General features: G+C 44.8%; 32 protein-coding genes. 28 read left to right on the forward strand and 4 right to left on the reverse strand.

What is annotated here, in order from left to right:
- Positions 1 to 155: 155 nt before the first annotated feature.
- From HWX64_RS03840 to HWX64_RS03910, 14 genes are all read left to right on the forward strand, one after another.
- On the forward strand, positions 156 to 773 hold the full coding sequence (locus tag HWX64_RS03840) for an NUDIX hydrolase (protein WP_175987425.1): 618 nt from the start codon (positions 156 to 158) through the stop codon (positions 771 to 773).
- Positions 774 to 855: 82 nt separating this feature from the next.
- Positions 856 to 1,308 carry an NUDIX hydrolase gene (locus tag HWX64_RS03845; RefSeq protein WP_175987427.1) on the forward strand — a complete coding sequence of 151 codons (453 nt, stop codon included), beginning with the start codon at positions 856 to 858 and terminating at the stop codon, positions 1,306 to 1,308.
- A 52-nt stretch (positions 1,309 to 1,360) separates the two neighbouring features.
- A complete protein-coding gene (locus HWX64_RS03850) occupies positions 1,361 to 1,528 on the forward strand; it encodes a hypothetical protein (protein WP_175987429.1) in 168 nt (55 codons plus the stop codon).
- 54 nt (positions 1,529 to 1,582) lie between these two features.
- Positions 1,583 to 2,281, forward strand: coding sequence for a Type 1 glutamine amidotransferase-like domain-containing protein (locus tag HWX64_RS03855; RefSeq protein WP_175989629.1), 699 nt, complete (start codon positions 1,583 to 1,585; stop codon positions 2,279 to 2,281).
- 58 nt (positions 2,282 to 2,339) lie between these two features.
- Positions 2,340 to 2,762 carry a GNAT family N-acetyltransferase gene (locus tag HWX64_RS03860; RefSeq protein ID WP_175987431.1) on the forward strand — a complete coding sequence of 141 codons (423 nt, stop codon included), beginning with the start codon at positions 2,340 to 2,342 and terminating at the stop codon, positions 2,760 to 2,762.
- A 50-nt stretch (positions 2,763 to 2,812) separates the two neighbouring features.
- On the forward strand, positions 2,813 to 3,346 hold the full coding sequence (locus HWX64_RS03865; RefSeq protein ID WP_175987433.1) for a cysteine hydrolase family protein: 534 nt from the start codon (positions 2,813 to 2,815) through the stop codon (positions 3,344 to 3,346).
- Positions 3,347 to 3,358: 12 nt separating this feature from the next.
- Entirely contained in the window at positions 3,359 to 3,646 is a 288-nt protein-coding gene (locus tag HWX64_RS03870; RefSeq protein ID WP_175987435.1) for a DUF4306 domain-containing protein, read from the forward strand.
- Between the two features lie 106 nt (positions 3,647 to 3,752).
- The gene (locus HWX64_RS03875) at positions 3,753 to 3,974 is read left to right on the forward strand and encodes a DUF3953 domain-containing protein (RefSeq protein ID WP_175987437.1); all 222 of its coding nucleotides are present in this window, start codon (positions 3,753 to 3,755) and stop codon (positions 3,972 to 3,974) included.
- 34 nt (positions 3,975 to 4,008) lie between these two features.
- Positions 4,009 to 4,536: a GrpB family protein gene (locus tag HWX64_RS03880; protein WP_175987439.1), complete on the forward strand. Its 528-nt coding sequence runs from the start codon at positions 4,009 to 4,011 to the stop codon at positions 4,534 to 4,536.
- A 90-nt stretch (positions 4,537 to 4,626) separates the two neighbouring features.
- Entirely contained in the window at positions 4,627 to 5,127 is a 501-nt protein-coding gene (dfr, locus tag HWX64_RS03885) for a DfrD/DfrG/DfrK family trimethoprim-resistant dihydrofolate reductase (RefSeq protein ID WP_175987441.1), read from the forward strand.
- A 138-nt stretch (positions 5,128 to 5,265) separates the two neighbouring features.
- A complete protein-coding gene (locus HWX64_RS03890; protein WP_175987443.1) occupies positions 5,266 to 6,060 on the forward strand; it encodes a phosphotransferase in 795 nt (264 codons plus the stop codon).
- 344 nt (positions 6,061 to 6,404) lie between these two features.
- The gene (gene fosM, locus HWX64_RS21780; RefSeq protein ID WP_217703486.1) at positions 6,405 to 7,706 is read left to right on the forward strand and encodes a FosM family fosfomycin resistance protein; all 1,302 of its coding nucleotides are present in this window, start codon (positions 6,405 to 6,407) and stop codon (positions 7,704 to 7,706) included.
- A 178-nt stretch (positions 7,707 to 7,884) separates the two neighbouring features.
- Positions 7,885 to 8,253 carry a hypothetical protein gene (locus HWX64_RS03905; RefSeq protein WP_175987445.1) on the forward strand — a complete coding sequence of 123 codons (369 nt, stop codon included), beginning with the start codon at positions 7,885 to 7,887 and terminating at the stop codon, positions 8,251 to 8,253.
- A 113-nt stretch (positions 8,254 to 8,366) separates the two neighbouring features.
- Positions 8,367 to 8,813, forward strand: coding sequence for a hypothetical protein (locus HWX64_RS03910; RefSeq protein WP_175987447.1), 447 nt, complete (start codon positions 8,367 to 8,369; stop codon positions 8,811 to 8,813).
- 86 nt (positions 8,814 to 8,899) lie between these two features.
- Here HWX64_RS03910 and HWX64_RS03915 read toward each other — a convergent pair whose 3' ends face one another.
- Positions 8,900 to 9,916 carry a DUF3231 family protein gene (locus HWX64_RS03915; RefSeq protein ID WP_175987449.1) on the reverse strand — a complete coding sequence of 339 codons (1,017 nt, stop codon included), beginning with the start codon at positions 9,914 to 9,916 and terminating at the stop codon, positions 8,900 to 8,902.
- Between the two features lie 151 nt (positions 9,917 to 10,067).
- Positions 10,068 to 10,493, reverse strand: a complete 426-nt coding sequence (locus tag HWX64_RS03920) for an SRPBCC family protein (RefSeq protein WP_175987451.1) — start codon at positions 10,491 to 10,493, stop codon at positions 10,068 to 10,070.
- Positions 10,494 to 10,714: 221 nt separating this feature from the next.
- Here HWX64_RS03920 and HWX64_RS03925 point away from each other — a divergent pair, with 221 nt between their 5' ends.
- The 12 genes from HWX64_RS03925 (at position 10,715) to HWX64_RS03980 (ending at position 23,242) form a co-directional block, all read left to right on the forward strand.
- Positions 10,715 to 11,956 carry an ATP-binding protein gene (locus HWX64_RS03925; RefSeq protein WP_175987453.1) on the forward strand — a complete coding sequence of 414 codons (1,242 nt, stop codon included), beginning with the start codon at positions 10,715 to 10,717 and terminating at the stop codon, positions 11,954 to 11,956.
- Positions 11,957 to 12,117: 161 nt separating this feature from the next.
- On the forward strand, positions 12,118 to 12,672 hold the full coding sequence (locus tag HWX64_RS03930; protein WP_175987455.1) for a sigma-70 family RNA polymerase sigma factor: 555 nt from the start codon (positions 12,118 to 12,120) through the stop codon (positions 12,670 to 12,672).
- Positions 12,656 to 13,678 carry a hypothetical protein gene (locus HWX64_RS03935; protein WP_175987457.1) on the forward strand — a complete coding sequence of 341 codons (1,023 nt, stop codon included), beginning with the start codon at positions 12,656 to 12,658 and terminating at the stop codon, positions 13,676 to 13,678. Before HWX64_RS03930 ends, HWX64_RS03935 begins: the two co-directional genes overlap by 17 nt.
- 152 nt (positions 13,679 to 13,830) lie before the next feature.
- Positions 13,831 to 14,283 carry a GyrI-like domain-containing protein gene (locus tag HWX64_RS03940; protein ID WP_175987458.1) on the forward strand — a complete coding sequence of 151 codons (453 nt, stop codon included), beginning with the start codon at positions 13,831 to 13,833 and terminating at the stop codon, positions 14,281 to 14,283.
- A gap of 228 nt (positions 14,284 to 14,511) precedes the next feature.
- On the forward strand, positions 14,512 to 16,236 hold the full coding sequence (locus HWX64_RS22170; protein WP_175987460.1) for a phosphotransferase family protein: 1,725 nt from the start codon (positions 14,512 to 14,514) through the stop codon (positions 16,234 to 16,236).
- Between the two features lie 32 nt (positions 16,237 to 16,268).
- Positions 16,269 to 16,409: a hypothetical protein gene (locus HWX64_RS03950; protein ID WP_175986302.1), complete on the forward strand. Its 141-nt coding sequence runs from the start codon at positions 16,269 to 16,271 to the stop codon at positions 16,407 to 16,409.
- 70 nt (positions 16,410 to 16,479) lie between these two features.
- Positions 16,480 to 17,373, forward strand: a complete 894-nt coding sequence (locus HWX64_RS03955; protein ID WP_175987462.1) for an EamA family transporter — start codon at positions 16,480 to 16,482, stop codon at positions 17,371 to 17,373.
- 143 nt (positions 17,374 to 17,516) lie between these two features.
- A complete protein-coding gene (locus tag HWX64_RS03960) occupies positions 17,517 to 18,791 on the forward strand; it encodes a S1C family serine protease (RefSeq protein WP_175987464.1) in 1,275 nt (424 codons plus the stop codon).
- A 267-nt stretch (positions 18,792 to 19,058) separates the two neighbouring features.
- Positions 19,059 to 19,940, forward strand: a complete 882-nt coding sequence (locus HWX64_RS03965) for a peptidylprolyl isomerase (RefSeq protein WP_254871034.1) — start codon at positions 19,059 to 19,061, stop codon at positions 19,938 to 19,940.
- A 133-nt stretch (positions 19,941 to 20,073) separates the two neighbouring features.
- Positions 20,074 to 20,949 (forward strand): hypothetical protein, encoded by an 876-nt coding sequence (locus HWX64_RS03970; protein WP_175987466.1) that lies wholly within the window; start codon positions 20,074 to 20,076, stop codon positions 20,947 to 20,949.
- Positions 20,950 to 21,150: 201 nt separating this feature from the next.
- Positions 21,151 to 21,849, forward strand: coding sequence for a response regulator transcription factor (locus HWX64_RS03975; RefSeq protein WP_175987468.1), 699 nt, complete (start codon positions 21,151 to 21,153; stop codon positions 21,847 to 21,849).
- The gene (locus HWX64_RS03980) at positions 21,839 to 23,242 is read left to right on the forward strand and encodes a cell wall metabolism sensor histidine kinase WalK (protein WP_175987470.1); all 1,404 of its coding nucleotides are present in this window, start codon (positions 21,839 to 21,841) and stop codon (positions 23,240 to 23,242) included. The genes HWX64_RS03975 and HWX64_RS03980 overlap by 11 nt, the downstream gene beginning before the upstream one ends.
- 78 nt (positions 23,243 to 23,320) lie before the next feature.
- On the opposite strand, the gene HWX64_RS03985 is transcribed toward HWX64_RS03980, so the two are convergent.
- Entirely contained in the window at positions 23,321 to 23,803 is a 483-nt protein-coding gene (locus tag HWX64_RS03985) for a GNAT family N-acetyltransferase (RefSeq protein WP_175987472.1), read from the reverse strand.
- A 796-nt stretch (positions 23,804 to 24,599) separates the two neighbouring features.
- Between HWX64_RS03985 and HWX64_RS03990 the strand changes: the two genes are divergently transcribed.
- Both HWX64_RS03990 and HWX64_RS03995 read left to right on the forward strand, forming a co-directional pair.
- Positions 24,600 to 25,043, forward strand: a complete 444-nt coding sequence (locus HWX64_RS03990; protein WP_175987474.1) for an NUDIX hydrolase — start codon at positions 24,600 to 24,602, stop codon at positions 25,041 to 25,043.
- A complete protein-coding gene (locus tag HWX64_RS03995; protein ID WP_175987476.1) occupies positions 25,040 to 25,177 on the forward strand; it encodes a hypothetical protein in 138 nt (45 codons plus the stop codon). The genes HWX64_RS03990 and HWX64_RS03995 overlap by 4 nt, the downstream gene beginning before the upstream one ends.
- A 94-nt stretch (positions 25,178 to 25,271) precedes the next feature.
- Here HWX64_RS03995 and HWX64_RS04000 read toward each other — a convergent pair whose 3' ends face one another.
- Positions 25,272 to 26,924: an ABC transporter substrate-binding protein gene (locus HWX64_RS04000; RefSeq protein ID WP_175987477.1), complete on the reverse strand. Its 1,653-nt coding sequence runs from the start codon at positions 26,922 to 26,924 to the stop codon at positions 25,272 to 25,274.
- Between the last annotated feature and the right edge of the window lie 12 nt (positions 26,925 to 26,936).

A 26,936-nucleotide genomic window follows, 5' to 3' on the forward strand; every position in this document is an offset into this window, starting at 1 on the left:
CTGGCAAATAGCGGGTCAAGGAACTGGTCCCTTGACCTGTTTAAGTTTTCCTGAAGGTCTATTGCTGGAAGGAAACATAACTCTATATGCTGGTTTTTCGGGAAATTTCAAGTTATCAGGTAATATTTGGTACAATCAATCATGAGGTGATGAAAATGGAACCCAAATGGCTCCAATGGGCAAAAGAGCTACAATCTCTCTCTCAGGCAGGACTGATGTATTCCAAGGATGTGTATGACTTGGAAAGATTTGAACGCATACGAGAGATCAGCACAGAAATTTTGTCACAGCAGACAGAAATGGATACGTCAGTGATAAAGGATTTGTTCGCCAACGAAACGGGATATGCCACGCCTAAAGTGGACATCCGGGCTGTTGTGTTCAAGGATGATAAATTATTGATGGTAAAAGAAACGATGGATGGTGACTGGTCGCTGCCAGGAGGCTGGGGGGATATTGGACTGACCCCAAGGGAAGTCGCGGTGAAGGAAGTAAAGGAAGAATCAGGGTTTGAAGTCAAGGCCGTGAAACTATTAGGTGTTTTAGATAAGAAATGCCATCCGCACCCGCCATCTCCGTATCATGTCTATAAAATGTTCATCCTGTGTGAAATCGTCGGCGGGCAGGCGGAGGAAGGGATTGAAACAAGCGGGGTTGAATTTTTTGGTGAAGATCGACTGCCGGCATTATCGGTCGAGAGGAATACGGAGTCGCAGATTCGGATGATGTTTAGGCATTTACATCATCCGGGGGAAGATGTGTACTTAGACTAGCGGGAGTTAATTTTATTCTCGGCTCATATATTAGGGATAACCATGGGGGGATTGCCTCCAGATCTTAAAAGGGGTTTTACATATGGATTACGTAAAAGATCTACGAAAAATAGTCGGCAGCAGGCCATTGATCCTGACCGGCTCCGTGGTCCTGATTCTTAATGAATCCAACGAATTGCTGCTGCAGCACAGGAAGGACGGCGGTTGGGGGCTCCCCGGCGGACTGATGGAACTGGGGGAAAGCCTGGAGGATACTGCGAGGAGAGAAGTAAAGGAAGAAACAGGACTGGAACTGGGGGAACTCAAATTATTGGGGATATTTTCAGGCCCGGACTATTATTTTAAAGTAGCGAATGGTGATGAGTTGTATTCGGTCACTGCTGTTTATGTGTCAACAGATGTTAGAGGGCATCTCGTTGTGGATGAGGAAGAATCATTAGATATCCAGTATTTTAGTTTAAATGAATTGCCGGAGGGGTTAACGGAGGAATATAGGAGTTATATTGTGCCTTTTATAAATCAATTGATGGCATGAAAGTTGTAGAAACGAAATCTTTAAGTGAGATATGGGACGGGGGCGTACGGGAATGAAACGTTTTACGATTGCACTCATTTCTTATCTAACGGCTGGAATTGGGTTTTATTTTACGTTTTTTGGAGGTTCCGGCATTTATGGGGTAATCATTCTAACGCTTGGTTTACTTGGGGCTTTATTTGATATTTTTTATAAAAAAAATGAAGGAACTGTTTTTTGAAGACTGAAGAGAAGTAGTAGGCACATTACAAAATGAAAGGCTGTGAAGCAAGTGGTGAAACAACTCATTACTTTAGGCGGCGGAGGGTTCTCCATGGAACCTGAGAATCCTTTGCTCGATCGGTATATTCTTAAGCAGTCGGGTAAGGCAAATCCGAAAATCTGCTTTATTCCTACGGCAAGTGGCGACTCGGATACATACACCTCGAGATTTTATGACTTCTTTGAAAAAGAAAATTGCCAGCCTTCCCACCTGTCCTTGTTCAAACCGCCGACAAGAGATATCGAGGGCTTTTTACTAGATAAAGATATTCTGTATGTTGGCGGCGGGAATACGAAGAATCTGCTGGTTTTATGGAAAGAGTGGGGTCTGGACCTTATTTTGAAAAAAGCTTGGGAGCAGGGAATCGTGCTTGCGGGAATCAGTGCAGGTTCCATTTGCTGGTTTGAAGAGGGAGTGACGGATTCATACGGTGACAGGCTGGAGCCTTTAAATTGTCTCGGTTTCTTAGGGGGCAGTAATTGCCCGCACTACGATGGGGAAGCCGAGAGGAGACCCTCCTATCATAGATTCATTGAATCCGGGGAAGTTCAATCCGGCATTGCGGCTGATGATGGGGCGGCTGTTCATTTCATTGACCGTGACATCCATAAGATTGTCAGTTCGAGACCGGATGCGAAGGCGTATAAGGTTTATTTTGAAGAAAAGGTTCATGAGGAAGAGCTTGAGACGACCTTCTTGGGGAGTAAATAAAAAGAAGCATGGGGACGATCCCCTGGTATGCTAATTTAAGAGAAAGCAGGACATATACATGCAGGAATTAACGTTAAAGAACGGAATGACATATAAAATAAGAGAGTTTGAAGAAGCAGATTTTGAGTGTGTGCATCAGTTAAACGCCGAAGAGGAATGGAATAATCTCGTTAAGAAAAAGGAAGATACGAAAAATGCATGGATGCATTCAACGATCAGATTCCTCGTGTTCGATGGTGACGCTCTCGCCGGATATGTAAGGGGATTCACAGATGAGAACGTGACGACGTACATTTGCGAACTGCTCATCAACAAGCGCTACCGCGGCCAGGGGATCGGGTCGGAGCTGATTAAATCTGTTCATCATCTCTATCCGAAAACCAGGGTGGAATTACTGGGGTCGCAAACGTCTAAATCTTTTTACGAAGCGAATGATTACAGGGCGTTCTATGGATTTAGAAAAACGATTGAGGAGTATTGACAGCGAAGGGACAGAAAAGATCGTTCTAAAAAAGGAGAGAATTCAATAGTATGAGCAGTGCCTTAATCATAATAGATGTACAGAAAGGGATGTTTCTGGAAGGGGCAGCCGTCTATAAAGGAGAGGAACTGATTTCCACTTTAAAAACCTTGATAGAAAAGGCTCGTTCCTCCAATACGCCTGTCTTTTACGTGCAACATAATGCTCCAGCAGGAAAACCGTTGGAATATGGAAAAGCAGGGTGGGAAATCCATGATGAAATCAAACCTCTGCCGGGTGACCCTATCCTCCAAAAAGACACTCCGGATTCATTCTTGAATACGAAGTTAGAAGAAGAACTGAGTAAAAAGGGGATAAGAACTATACATATTGCTGGGATTCAAACAGAAGCGTGTGTCGACACCACTTGCCGCAGTGCTTTTAGTAAGGGGTATAAAGTAACATTGATTTCAGATGCACACAGTACCTGGGATTCAGGTGATCTTACGGCACAACAAATCATCGGCCATCATAATGGAGTGCTGAGGTGGTTTGCTGATGTTTATTCGTCTGAAGAAATAGAGTTCGAGCAGCCGGCAACTTAGGGAGGGTTTTCCATGAAGGGTTGGATTTTCTTTATTCTTTGTTTGCCGACATTCCTTATCTCATTTGTGTATTCTTTTTTTATTGCAAGTAAAATCGCCTACTTGCCGCAATCATTATGTAAGCCTGAATTTATTTTTACACCACAGGATGTTCAGTATTGCAGTGATATTTATGCGATCGATGTCTTTTTAATCGCCTTGAAGACCAATCCGATTTCGTATCTATGTTTGTTTTCGGGGATGTATATCATCGGGTTTTTGGGTTATAAAATTGTTAATATCATCAAGAAGAAAAAGTAAAGAGATGGTTCTTTGTTCAGAAAGTAGGGTCAAGTTAATGGGGCACGCGACTTTGGGATTTTGAATACAGTGACCATCTCATGCTTACTAAGGAGATCAAAAATCTATGTTAAAAGTGTTAAGAATTACTTTTGCCTCCATCGCACTTATCATGGCAAGTTACAGCCTGGTGACAGACAACTTTTGGCTGCAGCCTTACACGTTATTCTTGTTGGGCGTGATGCTGCTGATAATGGGGCTGGAAGAATTTCAAAAAGGAAAGATCGTTTATGGATATCTAAGTATGGGGGTTAGTTTGTTTTTGATGGTGGTTTTATTTTTTTTCTGAATGGAGTCTTCTGAATTAGAGGAGGTTTGTTCCCTTGAGAAAAGTCCAAGTAAGTCCCTACAATGAACAATGGCCTTTTATGTTTGCTGAAGAAGTCAAAAGGATAGAAGAAATTCTTGGGAAGGACATCATACGTTCTCATCATATCGGAAGTACCTCAGTGCCGGGGCTCAAGGCCAAGCCCATTATCGATATCTTGATTGTCGTGAGAGACATTGCCCTTGTAGATACCTTCAATCAAGAAATGAGTACCATCGGATATTTGTCTAAAGGGGAAAGTGGGATACCAGGAAGAAGGTATTTCCAGAAAGGCGGGGATGACCGTACACATCATGTCCACGTGTATCAGAAAGGAAATGATGAGATTGACCGTCACTTGGCCTTTCGTGATTACTTAAGGGAACATCCCTATGCCAGGGAAGAGTATGGAAATCTTAAAGAACGTTTGGCTCTCGAATTTCCTTATGATGTGGCAGCGTATATAGATGGGAAGGATCGTTTTGTGAAAACATTGGAAGCTAAAGCAGTGGAGTGGTATAAACAAAGAGATGTAGAACGTTAAAACGAAATCCTGATTTTAATCCCGGATATCTTAAGGGTTAGAAGTAAAGGCTATACAACTGGACTTTATAAAAATAAGGCGGTGTCTAATTTGAAAGTTTCCTTAATTGCAGCAATGGATGAAAACAGAGTGATTGGAAAAGACAACGATATCCCGTGGAGAATTCCGAAGGACTGGGAGTATGTGAAAGAAGTGACTCAAGGGCATCCGATCATATTAGGCAGGAAAAACCTTGAATCGATTGGACGAGCCCTGCCTAACAGAAGAAATATCGTCTTGACCAGGGATGAAAACTACACATTTCAAGGCTGTGAAATGGCCCATTCAGCAGATGAAGTATTTGAGCTATGTAAGCATGAAAAAGAAATGTTTATTTTCGGTGGAGAACAGATTTACGAATTATTTCTCCCTTATGTAGAAAAAATGTACATTACCAAAATACATCATGCTTTTGAGGGGGATACGTTTTTCCCGGAAATTGATTACAGTGAATGGAATGAAGTGTCTGTTAAAAAAGGAATAACGGATGAGAAGAATCCTTATATTTATTATTTTCATGTGTATGAGAGAGAAAGAGAAACGTTGAGATAGTAGATGATGAAGCAAACAGGTATGAGGTATATTCACGTGCTTTCTAAGAATGTCAGATCATGAAACATAAGGACAGACTTGAAGTGATTGTTGAATGGTTGCAAAGAATAAATGTATCAAGTGCTGGGAGTAATCTATATGTCAGATAACACTAAAGAAGAAATTCTAACCGGAGGAAATGTCTCAGCCGTCTATCGATTGGAAGATACGGTCCTCAGGGAGCTAAAGCCGGAGAGCCCAAAAATTCATAAGCTGTTAAAGCATTTGGAAAGGAAAGGTTTCAGACATGCACCTCTGTTTTTAGGGATTGATGAAAAAGGCAGGGAGATTCTTTCTTTTATAGAGGGAGAAGCGGGCAATTACCCCCTGAAGGAATACATGTGGGCTGATGAAGCGCTAAGTGAGATCGCGACCATGCTCCGTCTTTATCATGACGCGGTCAGCGATTTTCCATTTGATGAAAGCTGGCAGCCGATCGATAACACCCCCGAGCCGTATGAGGTGCTGTGTCATAATGATTTTGCGATTTACAATATCATTTTTAATCATAAAAAACCGGTTGGGATCATCGATTTCGATGTGGCCGGTCCGGGCCCGAGGATGTATGATATTGCCTACACGCTTTACACATGTGTGCCGTTAAGCAGGCATTACCATTCTGAAGCGGGTGAGGAGGTCCTCTATCAATCTGACAAAGATGCCGATAGGATCAAACGAAGAGTGCAATTATTCTTTGAAGCCTATGGCCTGGATTTTGAAAAGGATTTCGTTGACATGGTGTTACTGCGGTTGGAAGGAATATGTAAAACGATCAAGCGAAAAGCCGCAGAAGGCGATGCCGCTTTTCAAAAGATGCTGGAAGATGGTCATGTCGAGCACTATGAAAAGGACATTGCGTTTGTTCGGGAGCATGGGGAAGAGTGGAGATCGTGAACGGTGCGATCTCTTAATCTCCTGATTCATGGGAAAGGGACAGAAATGTCCTTTTTTTCGTTGGAAATGGTGAAAAAATGACTGTATCTGGCCTTGGTGGTCATATTTGGGCCGGTTCCCCTGAGTTGAAGTCGTATGGAAGAGGGAAAAAAGCGGTTCAGAACCGAAATATTAATATACTAATTTTTATTGCACCGGTTTTCGAATAATTGCGCCGGTTTTTCATTAATTGCGCCACTTTCATAATAATTGCGCCACTTTCATGATAATTAAGCCGGTTGTCGAATTTTCTTTTCCCCTCACCACAAACTAGTAATTTAATCTATTCAAGAGAAAGGGTGAACATGATGGAGCAGTGGGACAGACGCATGATCACAACTTCACGCGGAGTGTTCAAAGTATTTATAAAAGGCATGGGTGAGCCTCTTTGTGTGACCCATCACTACTCGGAGTTCAACGAAACGGGTGACTATTTTGCCGAAACCTTTACGTCCGGCCACCAAGTCATTTTAGTGAATTTGAGGGAAGCCGGGGCATCCGAAAGAGCCGTTGAATCTTACCAGCTGAGTATGTTGGAAACGATTTTTGACCTGGAAGCCATTCGGGAGGGCCTTGGCTTTGAAAAATGGGGGTTTGCCGGCCATTCAACTGGCGGGATGCTGGGGATCATGTATGGAATCTATCACTCTGACAGTCTATCGTTCTCTGTCATCGTCGGAGCGGCGGGAAGGGAGTATATGACATTCTCGAGAGACTGTATCTATAATCCCGAACATCCCAAATTTCAAATCATGCAGGACTTTATGGAAACGTTGAAAAATCCGAACTTGAGTGAAACCGAAAGAAAGCATACAGCTGCCGAACGGGTAAAGCTATCCTTATTCCAACCGGAGAAATATGATCAATACTTTTCCCGCCCCATCCGCAAAAAAATGTCGGGTGCCAGGCTGAATTTTTTTAGCAGGGAACTGCATGTTTATGATGTAACAAAAAAACTTGGCTTAATCACCGCGCCAGTACTCGTCATTTGCGGCAGGCACGATGTTCAATGTCCTGTATCTTATTCCATTGAATTGGCGGAGTCTATCCCAAACGCGCAGCTCGAGATATTTGAACAGAGTAACCATTATCCGTTTTTGGAAGAGAAAGGTTTGTTTAGTGAAGTATTTGATCGTTTTGTAGAACAGGTCTCAGAGAAAGGACAGAATCCAAAGGGTGAAATGATGCCGGTAAAAGGACTCAATCATTTCTTATTCTCAGTATCTGATTTAGAAGAATCCATCTTGTTTTATCACCAAGTATTCGAAGCGAAACTGCTGGTAAAAGGACGCAGTACAGCATATTTTGATTTGAACGGAATGTGGCTGGCCCTCAATGAAGAAAAGGATATTCCGAGGAATGAAATCAGTCGGTCGTACACACATATTGCTTTTACGGTAGAAGAGACGGAATTTGATGACATACTACATAAGTTAAGGAAGCTGAAGGTAAATATCCTGCCCGGCCGTTTGAGGGACGAAAAGGATAAAAAGTCCGTTTACTTCACCGATCCGGATGGTCATAAATTTGAATTTCATACAGGATCATTGCAGGACAGGCTTGATTTTTATAAACAGGAAAAGCCGCATATGGAGTTTTATGATTGATTTAAAAGGTACCAACAAGAAGCGCTCCTGGCTACCGTTAATAACTACTCTGGCAGATTCCTTTGATACTTAATCAATAATATTGATGCTGGCTGCCAACCAAAAGTAATAAATTGGAACCTCCATGCTCCTTCATCCGTACTTGTAATATATCCACAGGAAAGAGGCGGGAGCGAGCATGCAGTTAAATTATGAGATTGTACCTGAACATCAGCCAGTTCCAAAAAGGCAGCACGGCACTAGAACAGTTTTGAATAGTTTGGGGATCGTGATATTCGGAGGGTTATTGTTACAAAGCTTCACCGTTCCATTCACGCTTGACGGCAGCGGCGGGCTTTCACAGATTGAAGAAATCATGATGAACACCGGGGAATTCTTGGAATTCTTCTTCTTTACGTTAGGGTGCGGGACGATGTATTACCTGCTTGTGAATCTTTACTTCACTGGGGAAAAGGGAAGACGGATATCCCTTTTTATTTTGGCATTACTTGGCATTTTCAGCGTATTGATGGTGGTTTATTTAGTGCAGTATCCTTTATCACATTGATGAATTGAACATAGGAACTCTTTGAATCCAGCGGAAGCAAAAAAACAGATAAGAGGTGTAACCATGACCTCACCGGGGAAAAGGGGGAAAAAAGATAGAGGAGGACATCCGGAATGACACAACAAAAATCGCACCAAGACATAGATGAGAGGTTAAAACGTCTGGAAGAAGACTATGTGAAAGCCGTCAAAGAGAATGACAGCACGAACATAGAGGATTTTATTGAACAATTTTTGTATGATTCGTGGGAGTATAATGACCGGAATATAGATAGGATCAAGAGCGTTCTGAGCCGTTACTCAAGTGGAAGGATTTCTCAGGGAACCTTTCATTCATCCTTTAATTATATGACCGAAGAGCTTCATGTGAAATTGAGGCAGCTGGATCAGGAGAAGGTTTATCCCGTCCTTCACTCCAAAGATGGAGCCTCTATGCTCGTCGCTTTCGTAGACGGCCTTGTGCTGCAATACTATATAGGAATATATGACGTTGACGGTTTAAGAGGGATGACTCCGTATATAAAACGTGTCATTTTGCAGATGTTGAAAACAGAAGTGTAAGGGGAATTAGAAGATAGGGTCTGCTCCCATATGTGCCGGGGAGTCAGACCCTTAATTTTATGGGAGGTAAGGTCCATCTCATTCCATCATTTGTTTTTTGCCAAGTGGCTGTGATCTGTTGCCAGAGGGGGCTGTTCCATCCACTCTTTTTCAATTAATAGATTCATTCCGTCTTCAGCCAATAGTCCAATTTCCGCAATCATTTTTGAGTAGTTCCCTGCTAAATCCCTGCGCTGGCTTATGGCCATGGCCTCTCCGTAATACCCAATAGCAGAAGAGAGAAGTGTTGTGATGTGAAACATCATAAGCTTATCGGAAAAAGGAGAAGTGATTGAATCCGTCACCTCGGACTCAAAGGTCCTGGGTATGTGTAAATTATCTTCAGTTAACATAGAAGTAAGTATTTTAAAGTGCTCGTTGCATAGCTTCCTGGATCTTTCCATGAAATCCCTGACTTTTTTAGATTTGGCCACTTGACTGAATCCTAATTCCAGGACAGTCTTTGCCATTGTTTTCTGTAAATTAAGATACGTGCCACTTACTTCTACTGCACTTATTGGTCTGCGTTTCCCTAACCAACCGGTTAAAAAGTTTTGTTTCTTTATAAACTCGACTTTCTGGTGATTGTTGAACGTAGGAGGTCTGTTAATAATGCCTTTCTCTGTCAGCACTTTAGTAGACCGATCATACAATTCCATTGTTTCAGAAATAACACCCATAAAATAGTTTCTCTGATCTTCGCGAATGACGTTGCCTATGGCACCTGCGTATCGAGTGAGCCCGTGGACAGCCATGATATGTAAGTAAACAATGATATAGGTATCTGTAAATAAGGGAGGTGCATCTACCGTAACATCTTCATCAGTAAATCCTTTTGGTACCGGATACCCGTCTGTTGTTAAAAATTCTTCCCCTTTTTGAAGGTGCCTTTCCGTCAGTTCAAAAGCATATTGAAGCACCTGTTTAATGTCCATATCCTGAACATGATGAAGGAAATACCGAAACATACAGTTTGCCATGCTATCATTCATATATTGTGTCCAAAGGTTAGCGAGCTCTGATGCACTTATCTTGGTTTGATGGTTTCTGGTCTCCACTTTCATCCCCCCTGTAATGTGTCTGGAATAGTTTGTCCCAATGGACTTTGTTTCATTATGAAAATGCGTGTAACCAACGATTAGGGCCTGCCCCCCGTTACGGAAAAACTTCACCGTGACGGGGGCAGGCCCATTTTTTTGTGCGGCTGTCCCTGATTCAAATAGCTGCTCCCTCTACATACCTTTTAAAGTTATCCAGTATCGCCTGCCATCCCTGCCTCTGCATATCAACCGGATTCTCGGAATCTGCATCGAAAATCTCCAAGATTTCGGTTTCGTTTCCTTGGCCATTAAACCTGATACTGACGGTCCGGCCATCTTCCATCGAATAGGCAATGACCTCATTTGCCTTGACCTCGTCATACGTTCCGCCAAAATCGAATCCGAAACTGCCGTCTTTCGCTTCCATCCTCGAAAGAAACTTCCCGCCGATTCGCAGATCATTTTCAGCAAAAGGGGTATGCCAGTCACCGGAAGCTGCATTCCATTTGATGATATGGTTTGGCTCTGTCCAGTATTCCCATACCTTTTCTACCGGTGCTTGAACGGTCGTTTGTACTGTGATTTTTTCATGCGTTCCCATTCTACTTAACTCCTTTCTCATAAGAAAATTGCTGTTGTTCAAATAGGTGCCTGACCTATCTCTATTCTACATGGTGCCGCAATATGGGACTACTGCTTTCTGGACTATTATGCCTGCTGTGCCTTACACGATTTTGAAAGAGTGGAGGATATTGCAAAAAGATGTCGAACAAAAATAGAGAGATGAAAAAAATTCTGGTTTTGTCTTAAAGGAGTTCTTATATGGTAGAAACCGTTCATCACCTAGTGCTTCATGTGGTGTTTATATTGTTTACGATCCTTCTATTTCAGATGTTTACGAGAGAAGCGGAATGGGACACGAAAGATTTTAACTGGAAATTTCTTTTGATGAATATTGTGATCATCGTATTTACCATGATATTTCCGATTGTCTACTCAAGCGGCTATGTATACGATTTCAAAGTGATCCCCATCATCATTGCATTTATCTATGGCGGGAGGAGAGTTGGATTTGCTGCGTTTTTTACGCTGCTTTTGATCGGTTCGGTCACCAACCATGTCCTTCTCAGTCTAATCGTAAATTATACAATCTATTGTCTGCTGCTCATCCCTGTTTCTAAATGGTATAGAAGGTTTAAGTGGAAGAACAAAGTTCTCCTGATTTCCCTTTTCTATCTTTTTGTCCCGGTTACAAGAGCCCTTTTTTTACTCTATAAAAATGAAGTGGACCAACTTCCTTTAGTGGTTAGTTCTACAATGGTCATATGGATTACCTTAGTACTGAGCATCTATCTGATTGAAAACAGACTGGAACAGATGAGGATCAAAAGAGAACTGATAAAAGCGGAAAAATTCAACGTCGTCAGTCAACTCGCGGCATCCGTCGCCCATGAAATCCGCAATCCGATGACCACTGTAAGAGGATTCATGCAGCTGCTCCAGGGAGATAGCCTATCGAAGGAACAGAACACCTTCATTAATATATCGATCCAGGAACTCGACCGGGCACAGGAAGTCATCAACCAATATCTTTCCCTCGCAAAGCCGCAAACCGGAGAATACGAGGTGTTCAGCCTGACCGAGGCCGTTCATGAATCCGCTGACGTGATGTCATCCTATGCGGTCATGAACAGCATAGAAATCAACAAAGACATTGAAGAGGATATGCTGATCAAAGGACTGAGTTTTGAAATCAAACAAGTATTGATCAATATTCTCAAAAATGGAATCGAAGCGATAAAAGAAAATGGCGAAATTACCGTTGCAGCAGCTGAAAGTAAAGTCGGACAATTCATCATCACCATCAAAGATAATGGAGCCGGCATGCCTAAAGAACAACTCGAAACACTGGGCAGACCTTATTATTCCACAAAAGAAAAAGGGACAGGCCTTGGATTGACGGTCTGCTATCAGATCGTCGAACGGATGAAGGGTGAGATCCTGGTGGAAAGTGAGTTGGGTGTGGGGACGACGTTTACTATTTTGCTGCCGAAGGATACATAGGAGAGTGGGTCATGGGGGCGGGTCCCGTGGCCCATTTTTTGTAGAGAATACGAGGTCTCGTGGAGAAGTTCAAATGGAACAACAATAATAATTTATAAAAAAATGAAACTGACAGCTGTTTGATTCGTCTTAGCATTAAAGGGGAACGGGGTGGAAAACGTGTGAGGAAGATTCGGGAAGAGGGCTATGGTGAAAATCGGGATGTATGGCTCGAAGCGATTATGGATGAGTATGGTGAGCGGATCACAAAGTTAGCTTATAACTATGTGAAAGATTGGAATGTGGCAGAAGATATTGTCCAGGATGTATTTATCACGTGCTACAAGAACTATCAAAAAATAGATGAGATCATTTCTTTCAAGGCATGGATTTATCGGCTGGTGATTAATCAATCAAAAGATGTTTTAAAGAGTTCGGCATTTCGGAAAGTAGTGCTGAATTCAAGCCTTTTTACTCGTTTCGCAGCAAAGGATTTGATGCCTGAAAAGAGTGTAGTGAAGCGAAATGAGGAAGAGTTTCTTTCCAAGTGTGTATTATCGCTCCCAGTAAAGTATCGGGAAGTGGTGACGCTTTATTATTATGAAGAATGCTCCATTGAAGAGATTAGCGGAATGGTAGGTTTGAACCCAAATACAATCAAAACGAGATTGAGTAGAGGCAGGGGCAAGCTGAAAAAAATGATGGAAAGGCGGGGGTATGATGGAGAGGAAGCTTAACCGGCTAAGGGAAGCAATGGATTCTACGACTCACAACGGTCTTCACTTTACAGACATCCAAAAAAATAAGATAAGAAATGCCGTTCATACTGACCGACCTGTAAAATCAAGCAGACCCAAACCCTTCGTTATAACCATCCTTACAGCGATATCCATTTGTTTAGCAGGGTTCTTCATTTCGACGGAGTTGTTGGTCGAGCATCATAATGAAAAGATCACCGGCACTCAAAGTACCCTTCAGATATGGAAAGAAGAACATGAGTATAAAGAGAATGGGAAAGTCATATTCAGCATTTTTCCCGATCCTGAATTGCATGCTGGAAAACCTTATGGTTATATCTTCCGGTTTAATGAGCCTTTTACCACATTTAAAGGAAGAGAGCTTTCCATTTCTGCTGTTCATAAAGAAACAGGTCAACGGATTCAGGCGTTATCTCCTCAGAATATTACAGAACCCTCACCAGGTTATTCAAGCTTACAGCGATTCTCTGTCAGCTTTCAAGTACCTTACAGCGGTTTATGGAGGTATGAAGTATATCTGGACGGAAAAGCGTATGGGGATGTAGTCGTAAATGTGGATGAAAAAGAAGAAAGCTCTGTGAAGTTCCCCAAAGATCTCCCGGACTATGTTCAAGAAAGTGATGTTGAAAAGATCGATTGGAATCGAAAAGCAGCTGCATTCGGCCGGAACTTCGTTGGAAATGAAAATCAAACGGGCATCATAGGTGCTGACATGCCCAGCCTGACCGGTCAAAAATGGATGTGGCATTTGTGGGGCACCGACGCTTCTGAGCTGACGGTCGTTGGATTTCACCGGGAGACCGGAACAGCCCATCCGGTTTTACATCATGGGAAAGGCTGGACCATTGATCTTGGTGGCGAGCATAATGGGGCCGATGTTCACACCCCGTCCGCTGTGACCATTCCCGAAAAGGGAGAATGGGCATTCCTGCTTTATGCGGACAGGGAATTTTTTGATGTGGTTGTTTTAGAGATTGATAAATGAGTTTAAACGTGTGTTGAGTTCTGTCTCCAGCTCCGTTAGTATGTATGCGTTTGGGGTCAGCTCCGATTATCCCTAAAGGAAAAACAGTAGAAGGAACTCAAAGTGGTTGAGGAGAATGTTAATGTATCCGATTAATAAAAGGGGATATGGATATGGAATGTAAAAAGGTCAACAAACATATTAGATTAGTAGGCATGAAAGGCAAAGGAACGTTTGATAGTTTTGGTACAGAGGTTCCGAAAGCAGCCCAGCAGTTTCTGGCCCGGGCTGATGAAATCAAACATCGTTCCGGGACTGAAGTAGCGATCTTTGAACCAAAAAAGGATGAAAATCATCTTGAAGGCAGCTATTATGTCGGGATGATCGTGGACCAGCCGCTGACAGACGTTCCGAGCGGCATGGAGTTTATCGAATTAAGCGGGGAGTATGTCATGACCAGGGGGAACATGGATCAGATTGGCAGCCTGCATCACAATTTAGTGAAATGGGCTGATGAAAATGGGTATACACATGAACTGGACAGTTACATTGTTGAGACTTATCATCCACTGGAGAACGGCGGGGAGGAAGTGGAGATTTACTTGCCGGTTCTTGCTTACACTTAAAAAAATTACGATGACTCAGTTGAGAAGACTGAGTTTTTCTTTTACAAAAATAATTGGTGAGATGTAAGTTGAATCTTATATCAATATGAATCATCTATTGGTAAAATTAGGTTTATAAAACTAGTAATCATAAACGGAAAGAGGGGCCGGACTCCTTTTTCAGCCGAATTGGATGTCTTTTAAAAAGGGACAAGGGACCTGTCCCCATGTCCCGCTGGAGGTGCCGCGATGCTTGATATTAAAACGGATGGCAGATTTAAAACGATCGAACCGATCAACAAGGGCTGGTCGAGTGATAAGAAGTATTATGTGGAGACGGTGACGGGCGGGAGGCTGCTGCTGCGGACTGCGGACCGTTCCCAGTATGAAATGAAGAAAAGTGAATTTGAAATGATGAAGCAGCTGGCGGAAAAGGGGATCCCGATGTCGAAGCCGCTTGAATTTGGATTATGCGGCGACGGGGAGAGTGTCTACACCCTCTTTACTTGGTGTGAAGGGGAAGATGCCGCCGATGTTTTGCCCAAGCTGAGCGACACGGAACAATATGAGCTGGGGCTGAAATCGGGACATTATCTCCGGGAAATCCACTCGATTCCTGCACCACCCGATGAAATGAATTGGGAAACGAAATTCAACAGGAAAGTGGACGGCAAAATCAAGCAGTACAGGGACTGCCCGATCAAAATCGAGGGCGGTGACCAGGTCATTGCATACATAGAGGCGAACCGGCATCTCCTTCGGGGACGGCCGCAATCGTTTCATCACGGCGATTATCACGTGGGGAATATGGTCATTTTCACAGAAAAGGAACTCTCCGTCATTGATTTCAACCGTCATGACTTCGGCGATCCGTGGGAAGAGTTCAACCGCATTGTGTGGAGTGCTTCTGCAAGTCCGCATTTCGCGACGGGACAGCTCAATGGCTACTTTGGCGGCCGGCCGCCCCAGGAGTTCTTCAAGCTCATGGCTTTTTACATAGGCAGCAATATGCTGTCGTCCATCCCTTGGGCGATTCATTTCGGGGAAGAAGAGGTTGCGGTCATGAAGGAGCAGGCAAAGGAAGTGATGGGCTGGTTCGACGGCATGAAAAACCCAGTGCCGACCTGGTATTTGGGGGATTTCTACATTCAATATATCAATGCGATTCCATACAAGTTAAAGACCCCTTTTGACTTCTCGTTCATCGAGCAGTATGGGGAGGTCTTCAAGGTCTATGACGATCAGGATTCGGGCAATATCTGCTTCGGGGTCAAGGAAGGCGATGACAGATATTTCATAAAGTACGCTGGTGCCCCGGCTGCGAGGTATGCGGGTAAACGGGAAAATGCCGTCGCCGGACTCAAAGCTGCTGTTCAGGTTTATCAGGATTTGGCGCACCCACATCTGACCAGGCTGATCCGAACGGAGGAAGTCGGAGGGGGATTCGCTGCCGTCTTTGAATGGACAGACGGGGAATGCATGGGGAGGATGTATCCCCTGTCCAGGGAGAAATTCATGGTGGTGCCTGACACTACAAGGCTCGAGTTGTTCAACGATATCCTCGATTTTCACATCCACGTGATTGACAAGGGTTACGTGGCCATCGATTTTTACGACGGCAGTATCCTGTATGATTTTCAAAAAGGAAAGACGTTCATTTGCGATATCGATCTTTATTCCAAGCGTCCATATATCAATGAAATGGGCAGGATGTGGGGATCGTCCCGCTTCATGTCCCCTGAGGAGTTCGAGCATGGAGCGGAAATCGACGAAATCACCAATGTCTACCTCATGGGAGCCACCGCCTTCGCCCTGTTCGGCGGCGAAACAGACCGTTCACTTGATAAGTGGCGGTTAAGTGAAGCGTCATACAGAGTCGCGCTTAAAGCGGTCAGTGATGATCGGGAGAAGCGTCAGCGGTCACTGGAGGAGTTTAAAAATGAGTGGGACTTGGGAAGATCTTTTGGAAAATAAGGAGAACATGCGGAAGCAAAAGGAGGACGTACATGATGGTATGGGCCATTATTATAGCCATTGCCTATTTACCGATTATTTATAGGATTCAGAAGCGCTTAGCTAATTTGGAAGATGAGGTTTCCAGGCTGAAAAGTGAGAGGGAAAATGAACCAAGGGGACAGGTACGCTGACCCGCATTTTAGAATGGGACGCGGCACCTGGCCTGTCCCCTCGTCCCACTTTTTAATCGAGGTGAATACAATGAAAGGCCCTATTCTAATTTTACTCGCAGCTATCCTCTGGGGGACCACCGGGACGACGCAGGCATTTGCCCCGGAATCGGCCCATCCAATTGCGATAGGTGCGGCGCGTTTGGCAGTCGGCGGTTTATTTTTATTATGTATTGTATTTGCAACCGGGAAAGTGAACGCTCAGAATTGGCCTGTAAAGCAGACTGCGGCGGCTGCTCTGAGCATGGCCTTCTATCAGCCTCTCTTTTTCTCGGCGGTCACCCTGACAGGGGTGGCGATCGGGACAGTTGTCGCGATAGGAAGTGCACCGATCCTATCGGGAGTGATCGAATGGTTATTTTTAAAAAAACGCCCCATCTTAATTTGGTGGTGCTCTACCTTTCTATCCATTTCAGGATGCCTGCTGCTGTTCATGAATAACGGGTCTGCATTTGTTAGTCCGGCCGGTATCATTCTCGCACTGGGAGCAGGGCTGGCGTTCGCAGTCTACACGCTGGTCAGCAGGGATTTAGTCGAAAATCACTCGGCACTATCGGTGGTTGCGGTCGTGTTCACTCTCAGTGCGGTCTGTTTATCCCCTATCCTATTTATCTATGATATGTCCTGGATGGCGAGTCTGAGAGGCGCGGGGGTAAGCCTTCAATTGGGGATCATGGCCACCGGGGTTGCTTATCTCCTTTTTGCCAAGGGGCTCCTCCAGGTATCCTCCTCGACAGCCGTCACCCTCGCGCTGGCAGAACCGATGACAGCCGCGCTGCTGGGCGTCTTTATCGTGGGAGAACAATTGAGTCTGCTCTCCTGGCTGGGAATTGTCATGCTGCTCCTTGGAATTGGTGCACTGGTGTGGTCAACCAGGCGGGACAAGGGGACAGGTACGCTGACCCATCCCGCCGCGACCAAATGAGAAGAACCACCATACCAATGGCGGTTCTTTTTTTATTTCTAAAAACTTCCCACCCTGTACATAGATTGTTAATAATTTCGTAATATTTTCCCTCTAAGATGAAATCAACAGTAATTGAACACGAATTAGAGGAGGAAATAAACATGTTGGAACCTAACAATCAGAATGAAGAAATGACACATATAGAAGAACATTCCGAAGCAGTGAATAACGAGGACAGGCAAAGAAGTGCGAAGCCAAAGAAACCATTCAAAGGCAAGGGCTTACTGTCCTCAGTTGGCGCGGGGATCATCGGGTCGGTCCTGACCCTGACCATCCTGCCGCAAACCGATTATTATGAGGACCTCGCAAAGCCAAAAGTTGAACAATCCTCAGGAGGAACCGGCCAGACGGAGGCAGCCGCTGATTCGGGTGTCACCCCTGCAACGGTTTCAACCGGGACCAGCGGGGATGTGGCAAGTATCGTAGAAGACGCTTCCCAGTCGATTGTCGGAGTCGTGAATTATCAGCAGCAGGGCAGCCGTCTAACTGGGGCTTCACAAGAAGCGCAGGCGGGGACAGGTTCAGGGGTCCTTTTTAAAAAAGAAGGGGACAGTGCTTATATCATCACCAACAACCATGTCATTGAAGGGGCTTCAAAGATCGAGGTTTCCCTCTATGACGGTGAAAAAATCGAAGCGGAATTGATCGGTGCCGATCCACTGACAGATCTTGCCGTGCTGAAGGTCGACGGAAAATATGCGGACAACCTGTTGGAAGTCGGCGATTCGAGTGCACTGCGTGCCGGTGAACAGGTGATCGCGATCGGGAATCCGCTCGGTCTTGATTTATCAAGAACCGTGACCCAAGGGATCGTAAGTGCGGTTGACCGCACCATTTCAGTCGAGACATCCGCGGGTGAATCCGAATTGAATGTCATCCAGACAGACGCCGCAATCAATCCGGGCAACAGCGGCGGGGCGCTCCTGAATTCAAAGGGTGAGCTGATCGGGATCAACAGCCTGAAGATCTCGAACTCAGGTGTAGAAGGGCTTGGCTTTGCCATCCCAAGTAAAGATTTCATGCCAATCGTGAGTGAAATCATCGAAACGGGTAAAGTGGAACGCCCGTATATCGGAATCGGGATGACCAACCTTGCCGACGTTCCACGCAGCTACTTGGGCGGGCTGCCTGATGAAGTGGAAGCAGGTGTCATCGTTGCCAGCATCGATAACACATCGGCTGCTGCCAAAGCCGGGCTCAAAGAAGGCGATGTCATCACCGAACTGAATGGCAGCCCGGTGGAAGATGGCGCCGATTTGAGAAGACAGCTGTACGCCGACTTGAAGGTTGGCGATGAAATCGATCTGACCGTTTTCCGGGGAGATGAAGAGAAGGCAATCAGTTTGACTTTAACCAGTAACGCGATGGTGAATTAGTGGATTGTTTTGAAGGGCGGTGCCTGGCTCAGATTGGGGTGATTGAGCAAGGCACAAAACAGATGATTTGAGCCAGGCACAAAACGGGGGATTTGAGCTAGGCACAGCCTGAACGAAGTGCACCTGGTACAGAATGCAGGAAATGTACCAGGAACAGAACGAGGCTGATGTACCAGGTACAAATAATACCGATTGTACCAGGTACAAACCAAATACATTGTACTTGGTACACACAAATTGAAAATAAAGCTAAAGGAGAGCGGATAAGTGACTAAAAAGAAGTCGATCACATTATGGAGTGTAATAGGAAGCATTGTCGCCATCGGAGCGCTGCTTGCGGCGTTTGGCTTTTCAAAAGAGGAAGTGGTGGCTAAGGTGGGCAGCCAGTCGATCAGTAAGGATGATTTGTATTCGGTGCTGGTGGATCAGTACGGGGAGGCTGCCCTGGAGACATTGATTGCCGAAAAGATAGTGGAGCTTGAGAGTGAAGAGAACGATATCACCATCAAAGACAGTAAAGTTGATGAGGAACTGCAGACGATCAAAGATTCCTATGGTGATGAAGAAGCGTTCGTTGAGGCATTGACATCCAGCGGGGCAAGTCTTGAAAGCGTCAAAAATAACATCGAAACCTTTTTATTGACGGAAAAGCTGCTCCAGGACCGAATCTCCATTACGGATGAGCAGGTCAAGGAATATTTTGAAACGAATAAAGACTCGTTTGCTCAAACCGAGCAAGTGGAAGCAAGCCATATTCTCGTGGAAGATGAGGAGACGGCAAAGGAAGTGAAGGGCAAGCTTGATGAAGGAGGGGATTTCGCCGAACTTGCGAAGGAATACTCCACCGATACGTCCAATGCCGAATCAGGCGGGGAGCTTGGCTTTTTTGCAAAAGGGGAGATGGTAGCTGAGTTCGAGGAGAAGGCGTTTTCCATGAAAGCAGGGGAAATCAGTGAGCCTGTGAAGACAGAATTCGGATACCATATCATCAAAGTAACAGACAAAAAAGAAGCGAAGGAAGCGGTACTTGACGATCATAAAGAGGAAATAAAGGATATTCTGTTCGAGCAGGCACTTCAAACCGAGTACGGGGTCTGGCTTGAGGAACAGAAGGCGGATTACGAAATCGACAATCGATTGAAAAGTTAATGGACCGGCAATTGTTTGTTCATAGTTTGGTCATAACTTCTGGAAATAATGACATGGCAGGCCGAATCCCAAACTGCGATGTCAGCTACATAAATGGATTCGTTTGCTGCAATACAAAAAAGGAGGAAATAAAATGAATCAGAAAAGAACGTTAACGTATTTACTGACAGGTGCCTTATCTGTCGGGATCCTCGGGGCCATTCCGGCCTTCGCCGCAGAGGAGGAAAACGCAAGTACAAACGACTCGGCGGTTGTTGAAAAAGGGACTGAGCCAGTGTTTGGCCACCGCGGCGGCGGACATGGAAAGTTTCACCTGAATGAGGAGCAATTGAAGGAGAAAGCCGAAGAACTTGGAATCGACAGCACCGATAAAGATGCACGGGAACTGGCACAGGAGATCAGGGATGCTGAACTCGAAAAAAGAGCGAAGGAATTAGGCATTGAAACGAAAGGAAAAGATCATCATGCCGTGATGGAAGAAATACGCGGGGCCGAGCTGTCAGAAAAAGCAAAGGAATTGGGGATATCAACAGACGGAAAAGACCAAGAGCAGCTGTCTCAAGAGATCAGGGAAACGCTGATTAAGCAGAAAGCGAAGGAACTTGGAGTGAAAACAGAGGGCAAGGAGTTAGAAGAACTTGCAGATGAAGTCAGGGAAACAGCACTGGCAAAACAAGCGAAAGACTTTGGAATTGAAACCGAAGGAAAAGATCAACATGAATTAAAGCGGGAAGTGTTCGAAGCTTCTATTCAGAAAGCTGCCAAAGAGCTGGGCATTGAAACAGAAGGCAAAACCACAAAAGAACTGATGGAAGAAATCATGACCGATCATGCCGATGAAGCAAAGGAACTGGATGTCTTCCCTTTCAATAAGGAAGAGGGCTTCTTCTTCCATAAAGGCGGTAAAGGCCATCACGGGGGAGGTCATGGAACAGGAGCTAAAGGATCTGCGCTCCATGCTGAACAAAGTGATGCCCAATCAGCTGAATCCGAAGGTGACACATTATAAGACAACCGTGACAGGAAAACCCCGCCCAGCTGCGGGGCTTTTTTTAGTAAGAGGAAAAAATAGAACCAATTGGTAAAAACGACTATAATTTAGGTAGAATGAAATAAAATCGATCGGAAAAAAAGCTTGTCATTTACATAGATCGAATTAGGTTTTGAGCGGTAAGCGAATCCATTATACATTCGGGAAAGGAAGATGAGGATGAACGTGCTTGTAGTCGAAGACAATGAAAGCGTCACGTCGATGCTGGAGATGTTTTTTATAAAAGAAGGCATTCACGGGGAATTTGTCCACGACGGGAATGAAGGATACAAGCGTTATCAGGATGGGGAGTGGGATGTCATCATCCTCGACTGGATGCTGCCGGGGATGGACGGCGTCACGATATGCAGGAAAATCAGGGATGAGGGGTCGCAGGTCCCTGTCATCATGTTGACGGCGAAGGACAGTGAATCCGATCAGGTGCTCGGCCTTGAACTTGGCGCCGATGATTATGTGACCAAGCCCTTTTCTCCGCTTGCTTTGATGGCAAGGATCCGGGCTGTTGCCCGCCGTTATCAGGGGGAGAAGAATAACGGTTCCCAGGATGTGGCGACCTCTGACTTCAAAATCAGCAAAGAAACCCGCGAAGTCTTGCTGAATGGCGTCCCCCTTACAAACCTGACGCCGAAGGAATTTGAATTGCTCTATTATCTGTCACGTCATCCGCGCCAGGTATTCTCAAGGGAGCAGCTGCTAGAACGGGTATGGGGATACGATTTTTATGGGGATGAACGGACGGTCGATGTCCATATCAAGCGTCTCCGAAATAAGATCGGGAGCAAGGATAAGCCGTATCTGCATACGGTCTGGGGCGTAGGCTATAAATTCGATGAGACGGCGGCCGGCGATGAAATTTAGATATCTTTATCAACTGCTTCTCAGCCATACCAGTGTGCTCATCATCGCCTTCTTCATCCTTGGCACACTGTTTTCCCACTATGTCGAAGATCTTGTTTATGAAAATAAGGTAGCGGAACTGAGTTCTTACGGGGAGAAAATATTAAAGGACCTCGAAAGGCCGAGTCCGAGAAGGCCGCTCTATTTGGAGGAATACAGCAATCTGCTTCAGGTGCGGAACATTGATCTGATCACGTTCAACCGTAAAGGGGAGGTATCCTATTCCAGGGGCGGCGTGTACCCGCAGATCGAGTTGTCCAAAGAGGAATGGAATAAGATAGAGCGCGGTGAAACCGTCCCGTTGAAAAAGGATTTCGGCCGCTTCAATCAGGCGGTGTCGCTTGTGATCATGCCCCGGGTCATTAATGATCAGCTGATAGGTGGACTCATCCTGATATCCCCGATCAGCGGCACGAGGGAAATGCTGACTGAAATCAATCAATATCTTTTATATATCGTGCTGCTGGCGCTGGCGATTTCAGTGTTGATCTCCCTGCTTTTATCAAAGCTCCATGTGAAAAGAATCCAGCGGATCAGGGAGGCGGCTTCACGTGTGTCATCCGGCAACTACGATGTTCATGTCCCGAGCTCCAACTTCGATGAAATCGGAGACCTTGCCGCTGACTTCAATGAGATGGTCACAAAATTGAAGCTCTCCAAAGAGGAAATCGATGCGCTCGAAAACCGGAGACGGCAGTTCATGGCGGATGTTTCACACGAACTGAGAACACCGCTGACCACGATCCGCGGCGTCATCGAGGGAATCAGGAACGACATGATTCCAGAGGAACAGAAAGAGAAAAGCTTCGGCCTCGTCAGCCAGGAAACGATGCGGCTGATCAGGCTCGTTAACGAAAACCTGGACTACGAGAAAATCCGCTCCAACCAGATCACGATCACGAAAGTCACCGTCCCGCTGCTGGATGTGTTCGAAGTCATCAAGGAGCAGCTCGATTTCCAGGCTGAAGAAAAAGGGAACGAACTCAACGTTCAGGCAGATTCTTCTGCAAAGGTACATGCCGACTATGACAGGCTCATCCAGATCCTCATCAACATTACGAAAAACAGCATCCAGTTCACGACCGGCGGAAGTATCACATTAAGCGGCTCTTCTTCCGGTGAAGAAACCGTCATCGAAATCGAAGACACAGGAATGGGCATGGACCCTGAAGAGATCAAGTCAATCTGGCGGAGGTTTTATAAAGCGGACCTGTCCCGGACGAATAACCCATACGGCGAGTTCGGCCTCGGGCTTTCGATTGTGAAGCAGCTGGTGCTGATGCATGATGGGTCGATTGATGTGTTTAGTGAGAAGGGGAAAGGGACGAGGTTTGTGATTCGGCTGCCGTTGTAGGCAGTAGTCATTCTAATGGGGCCTGACCCCCGGCATGGAGAAACGTTCCCGTGCCGGGGGGGCAGCCCTTTTTTTCTTCTAATGCCTCAATATTTTCTCAAGTTCAATTTCGTCCCTTAATGGTATCCCATCATTTCCGATCAACGGGATTTCCGGTTTGATCTCCCTGGCCCTTTCCACAGCGTTTCTATGAATCTTCACCAATTCAAAGCTTCTCTTTTGATAGAATTTCAATGCCAGTAGATTATCATTTGTGGTGATCAGTTTTACTCGATTGCATCCATTGTCTGTGGCTGCATGTTCCACTTCCTTGAGCAGGGTGGAGCCGATGCCTCTGCCTTCTTCTAAACTATCTAATGAAATGATCTCACAATCCTTGTTTTTTATGATGTAGGTGATTAATCCAACGATTTGCTCTTCCTCATTTAGTACCGCAAAACCATCCAACGTCGAGCAATCGAACACCCCGCTCGAAATCACCATCTGCGGGCTTCCCCAGTGGGTGGTAAAGAAGTCATTCAGTTTACATTTAGCTAAATGGTTTGTATTGATAATGTTCATTTGCAGACCTCACTTTAGTTGGTTTGGTATGAATTATTTTAACATAAATTTCCTTATGGTTTGGTGTGGTTTCTACTTGGAAGTTGTTGTGTAAAGGAGTTTGCTTCCTTAAAGATATAGGTGAAATGAATGTGTTTTTATGTATGGGCCATTTAATGATAAAAGGGATTGTGGAATTATTTGGTTTTTGAAATAATTATTATAAGAAATTAGTACAAATCGATATAGGGGTGAAAATACACTGGATAGATTATTTGGAGGATTAATTATATCCTTATCATTATTAACAACAGCCATCATATCAATCATTCTTTCAGAAGAAGGATTTATTATTTCTGTTATATGTATCTCCCTGGCAGCTTTTATTGGGGTGATTTTATTAACAAATCGGGAAGAAAAAATCAGCAGGCCGGCAGCGGATGAAGAAATCGAAAAGCAATTAGAGGAAGAGTTAAATTAAGGGAAGGGAAAGGCTGCTGAGTTACTAATCTAATTCATCAAAAGGGAGGTTGATTGAATAAAAACTACAAAGGAGGGAACGGCATAATAATGTTTAAGGATAGCATCAAGCTCCCCTTACTATATTTCTTGTCATCAACAATTTGGCAACTTATCGATAACCGGCAAATTCTTTGGAATGACAATATATTCATCTGTTTCATTATGTTCATATCAATAGTCTTCTATAATTGGGCGAACATACCTTATGATTGGAAAAAGGATAATGTAGAAAAATAGTTATCTATCTATTGTTTAAATAACGGACGACGGTTAAATGTAATAAGGATGTGATGACTTGCAAGGTTATAATGTGGTAATGGTTTATAACAAAGAAATGGACAAGTTGTTAATGTGTGAGAGGTTGAAAAATCCTTATAAGGGATTAAGTAATTTAGTAGGCGGGAAAATCGAAAATGGAGAGTCGGCTATTGATGCTGCTTATAGGGAACTTCTTGAAGAAACCAACATCTTTAAAGAAGATATCATTCTTCATCATTTAATGGATTTTACATACTATCTTCAAGATTGTTACGTTGAGGTATATGCAGGCAGATTAAAGCGGGAAGTATCGGTTTCGGGTGATGAAAATATCCTGTATTGGTCTGAGTTGGATCGTAACTTCTTTGATATGTCCTTATATGCCGGAGAAGGAAATATTGGTCATATGATTGAGCAAGTGAACAGTGTAAAGGATAGGTTATTTCTAAAAAATGCCACTGCTTGGGGAGAGCGTAATTGAAACCTGATTCTTTTAGTATTGCTATTAAAGAAATCGGCTGGAGTGGGAACCGATATCCTCTTTATGATGAATTCTGGCTCGATGACGCATCCCTGAAGAAACTTACCCGGAAGATGAAGATTCACATGAGCTGAGGAACCTATGAAGAAAAGATAATCGAAGGCCCGTCCCAACGTGCACTAACGCATTAACGCACGCCGGGACGGGCCTTCGAACTTGATCGAATCCCTACACTTCCGGCCGCACCCACAGTTTCGAAAAGTCTACATACCCGAAATGTTTAAACTCGATATTCATGATATCCGTAGAGAACGGGATGTACTTTTTCTCGTAATAAAGGGGGATCATGATCGATTCTTCGATGAGCCTTTTCTCGATTTTAATATTCAGCGCAGTCCATTCCTTGAATGGTGTATGAAGGTATTCCTGCAATTGACTCTTCCATTTTTCATCTTTTGCGAATAGATGAAAGAGAGGGGAAAAGCCGTTTTTCAAAAAGTGATAGAAGGAAAAGTCCTGGTTGGATTCAAAGATTTCCCCGTGGACGAAAAGGTCGACGTTCAGTGTCTCAGGCTGCTTGGTCAATGTGTCGGCAAAGGAAAACCACTGGAGCTCGACCGGGATTTTTTCTTTTTTAAGTATATCAACGAGCCACTGCGTCGTCTTGGCGGTGTGATTGGCACCCCGAATCACAATCGGTTCTATAAACGAGGGGCGTTCTGGCTCAAGGATCGTTATATGATGATCGTGACCTGCCAGGATGCTTTTGTCATTCGGTGTCATCCGCGGGTCGCAGTCCTTAAGCTTGTGACGGTTCTTTGCAATGACCCAATGAAGATATTCGCGGATCTCTTTCCTCTGAATCGCAGAGTCCCGGTACGGGCCGGCATTCATGATCACAACTCCGAACCCGGAGTCACTCTCCACTTCAACCGACAAAGAATCACTACGTTCGATGTGAGAATGATAGATTCCCTTAAAGTCCTGCGGTACCTGGACAAACTCGACGGCATCGAGGAGCGGCCTCTCTTGAAAGTGCTCCTTGAAGGCAGCGAGAGTCGTCTTTGAATCACTGTTTTCCTCGAGGAAAAAGCATCCGGTGCCAAGCACCCGATCCTTGTTTTCCTTGTAAATGCTGGCACACATCATACTGAGCATCGGCAGCATATAACTGCAGCCCCCGGGGTGGACGATGTCGATGATGAGGGGGGCTTTTACCTCGATGGTTTCAACGGGTGCCCATAAATCCTGGTAATGCGGATACGTCCGAAGTTTTTCGAGACAGTACACGACATCTTTTGCCGTCAACACGGAGCCGTCATGAAATGTGATATCCTTTTTTAAATAGATCCGCAGTTTAGTAGATGAAACATCCCAGCTGTGTGCGAGTTCCGGCACGATATTTCCGTCTTCTGTAAGGGAAACGAGCCGGTTAAATACGTTCGCCACCAAGTGGGCGCTGAGGACGTCCGCAGCCTCCAGCGGATGGATGGAGAAAAAGGGATATCGTTTCGGCACAATCAGCTTATCCTCCGATTCCTGTACAAACCCGAGCTTCGTTTGGAATTTGTTCATCAGCCTCATCTTGCTGTCCGTCGACCAGCTGTACATCAAATACTTGCTGATCCGTTCAACAGGTTCCTCATCGATGAGCTTCACGACCTCTTCTTCATACACTTCCTCGACATCCTTCTTCCATTGAAGCGTCGATACATTCCCGCGTCCGCGGCCGGGGGTAAAGGCAATCCAGCCTTCTTCATTCCATTTTTTCAAATAGCGGGTCGTCTGCTTATGGCTTAATTGAAGGGTTTCAGAGATTTCTTCCACCCGGATGCTGCCAGATGGATAGTACCTCCAAAGAGTGAGTAATTTATTCTCCATTGTGCCTTTCCT

The organism is Bacillus sp. Marseille-Q1617 (assembly GCF_903645295.1).
GTDB lineage: Bacteria > Bacillota > Bacilli > Bacillales > Bacillaceae_B > Rossellomorea.

Coding starts and splice junctions, on each gene's coding strand:
- HWX64_RS03985 (WP_175987472.1), bottom strand. CDS start 23,803: ATGAACATTATCAATACAAACCATTTAGCTAAATGTAAACTGAATGAC.
- HWX64_RS03950 (WP_175986302.1), top strand. CDS start 16,269: ATGATGGTATGGGCCATTATTATAGCCATTGCCTATTTACCGATTATT.
- HWX64_RS03875 (WP_175987437.1), top strand. CDS start 3,753: ATGTTAAAAGTGTTAAGAATTACTTTTGCCTCCATCGCACTTATCATG.
- HWX64_RS03920 (WP_175987451.1), bottom strand. CDS start 10,493: ATGGGAACGCATGAAAAAATCACAGTACAAACGACCGTTCAAGCACCG.
- HWX64_RS03970 (WP_175987466.1), top strand. CDS start 20,074: ATGAATCAGAAAAGAACGTTAACGTATTTACTGACAGGTGCCTTATCT.
- HWX64_RS03960 (WP_175987464.1), top strand. CDS start 17,517: ATGTTGGAACCTAACAATCAGAATGAAGAAATGACACATATAGAAGAA.
- HWX64_RS22170 (WP_175987460.1), top strand. CDS start 14,512: ATGCTTGATATTAAAACGGATGGCAGATTTAAAACGATCGAACCGATC.
- HWX64_RS03955 (WP_175987462.1), top strand. CDS start 16,480: ATGAAAGGCCCTATTCTAATTTTACTCGCAGCTATCCTCTGGGGGACC.
- HWX64_RS03905 (WP_175987445.1), top strand. CDS start 7,885: ATGCAGTTAAATTATGAGATTGTACCTGAACATCAGCCAGTTCCAAAA.
- HWX64_RS03940 (WP_175987458.1), top strand. CDS start 13,831: ATGGAATGTAAAAAGGTCAACAAACATATTAGATTAGTAGGCATGAAA.
- HWX64_RS03975 (WP_175987468.1), top strand. CDS start 21,151: ATGAACGTGCTTGTAGTCGAAGACAATGAAAGCGTCACGTCGATGCTG.
- HWX64_RS03845 (WP_175987427.1), top strand. CDS start 856: ATGGATTACGTAAAAGATCTACGAAAAATAGTCGGCAGCAGGCCATTG.
- HWX64_RS03840 (WP_175987425.1), top strand. CDS start 156: ATGGAACCCAAATGGCTCCAATGGGCAAAAGAGCTACAATCTCTCTCT.
- HWX64_RS03915 (WP_175987449.1), bottom strand. CDS start 9,916: ATGAAAGTGGAGACCAGAAACCATCAAACCAAGATAAGTGCATCAGAG.
- HWX64_RS03980 (WP_175987470.1), top strand. CDS start 21,839: ATGAAATTTAGATATCTTTATCAACTGCTTCTCAGCCATACCAGTGTG.
- HWX64_RS03890 (WP_175987443.1), top strand. CDS start 5,266: ATGTCAGATAACACTAAAGAAGAAATTCTAACCGGAGGAAATGTCTCA.
- fosM (WP_217703486.1), top strand. CDS start 6,405: ATGATGGAGCAGTGGGACAGACGCATGATCACAACTTCACGCGGAGTG.
- HWX64_RS03925 (WP_175987453.1), top strand. CDS start 10,715: ATGGTAGAAACCGTTCATCACCTAGTGCTTCATGTGGTGTTTATATTG.
- HWX64_RS04000 (WP_175987477.1), bottom strand. CDS start 26,924: ATGGAGAATAAATTACTCACTCTTTGGAGGTACTATCCATCTGGCAGC.
- HWX64_RS03865 (WP_175987433.1), top strand. CDS start 2,813: ATGAGCAGTGCCTTAATCATAATAGATGTACAGAAAGGGATGTTTCTG.
- HWX64_RS03935 (WP_175987457.1), top strand. CDS start 12,656: ATGGAGAGGAAGCTTAACCGGCTAAGGGAAGCAATGGATTCTACGACT.
- HWX64_RS03910 (WP_175987447.1), top strand. CDS start 8,367: ATGACACAACAAAAATCGCACCAAGACATAGATGAGAGGTTAAAACGT.
- HWX64_RS03860 (WP_175987431.1), top strand. CDS start 2,340: ATGCAGGAATTAACGTTAAAGAACGGAATGACATATAAAATAAGAGAG.
- HWX64_RS03850 (WP_175987429.1), top strand. CDS start 1,361: ATGAAACGTTTTACGATTGCACTCATTTCTTATCTAACGGCTGGAATT.
- HWX64_RS03870 (WP_175987435.1), top strand. CDS start 3,359: ATGAAGGGTTGGATTTTCTTTATTCTTTGTTTGCCGACATTCCTTATC.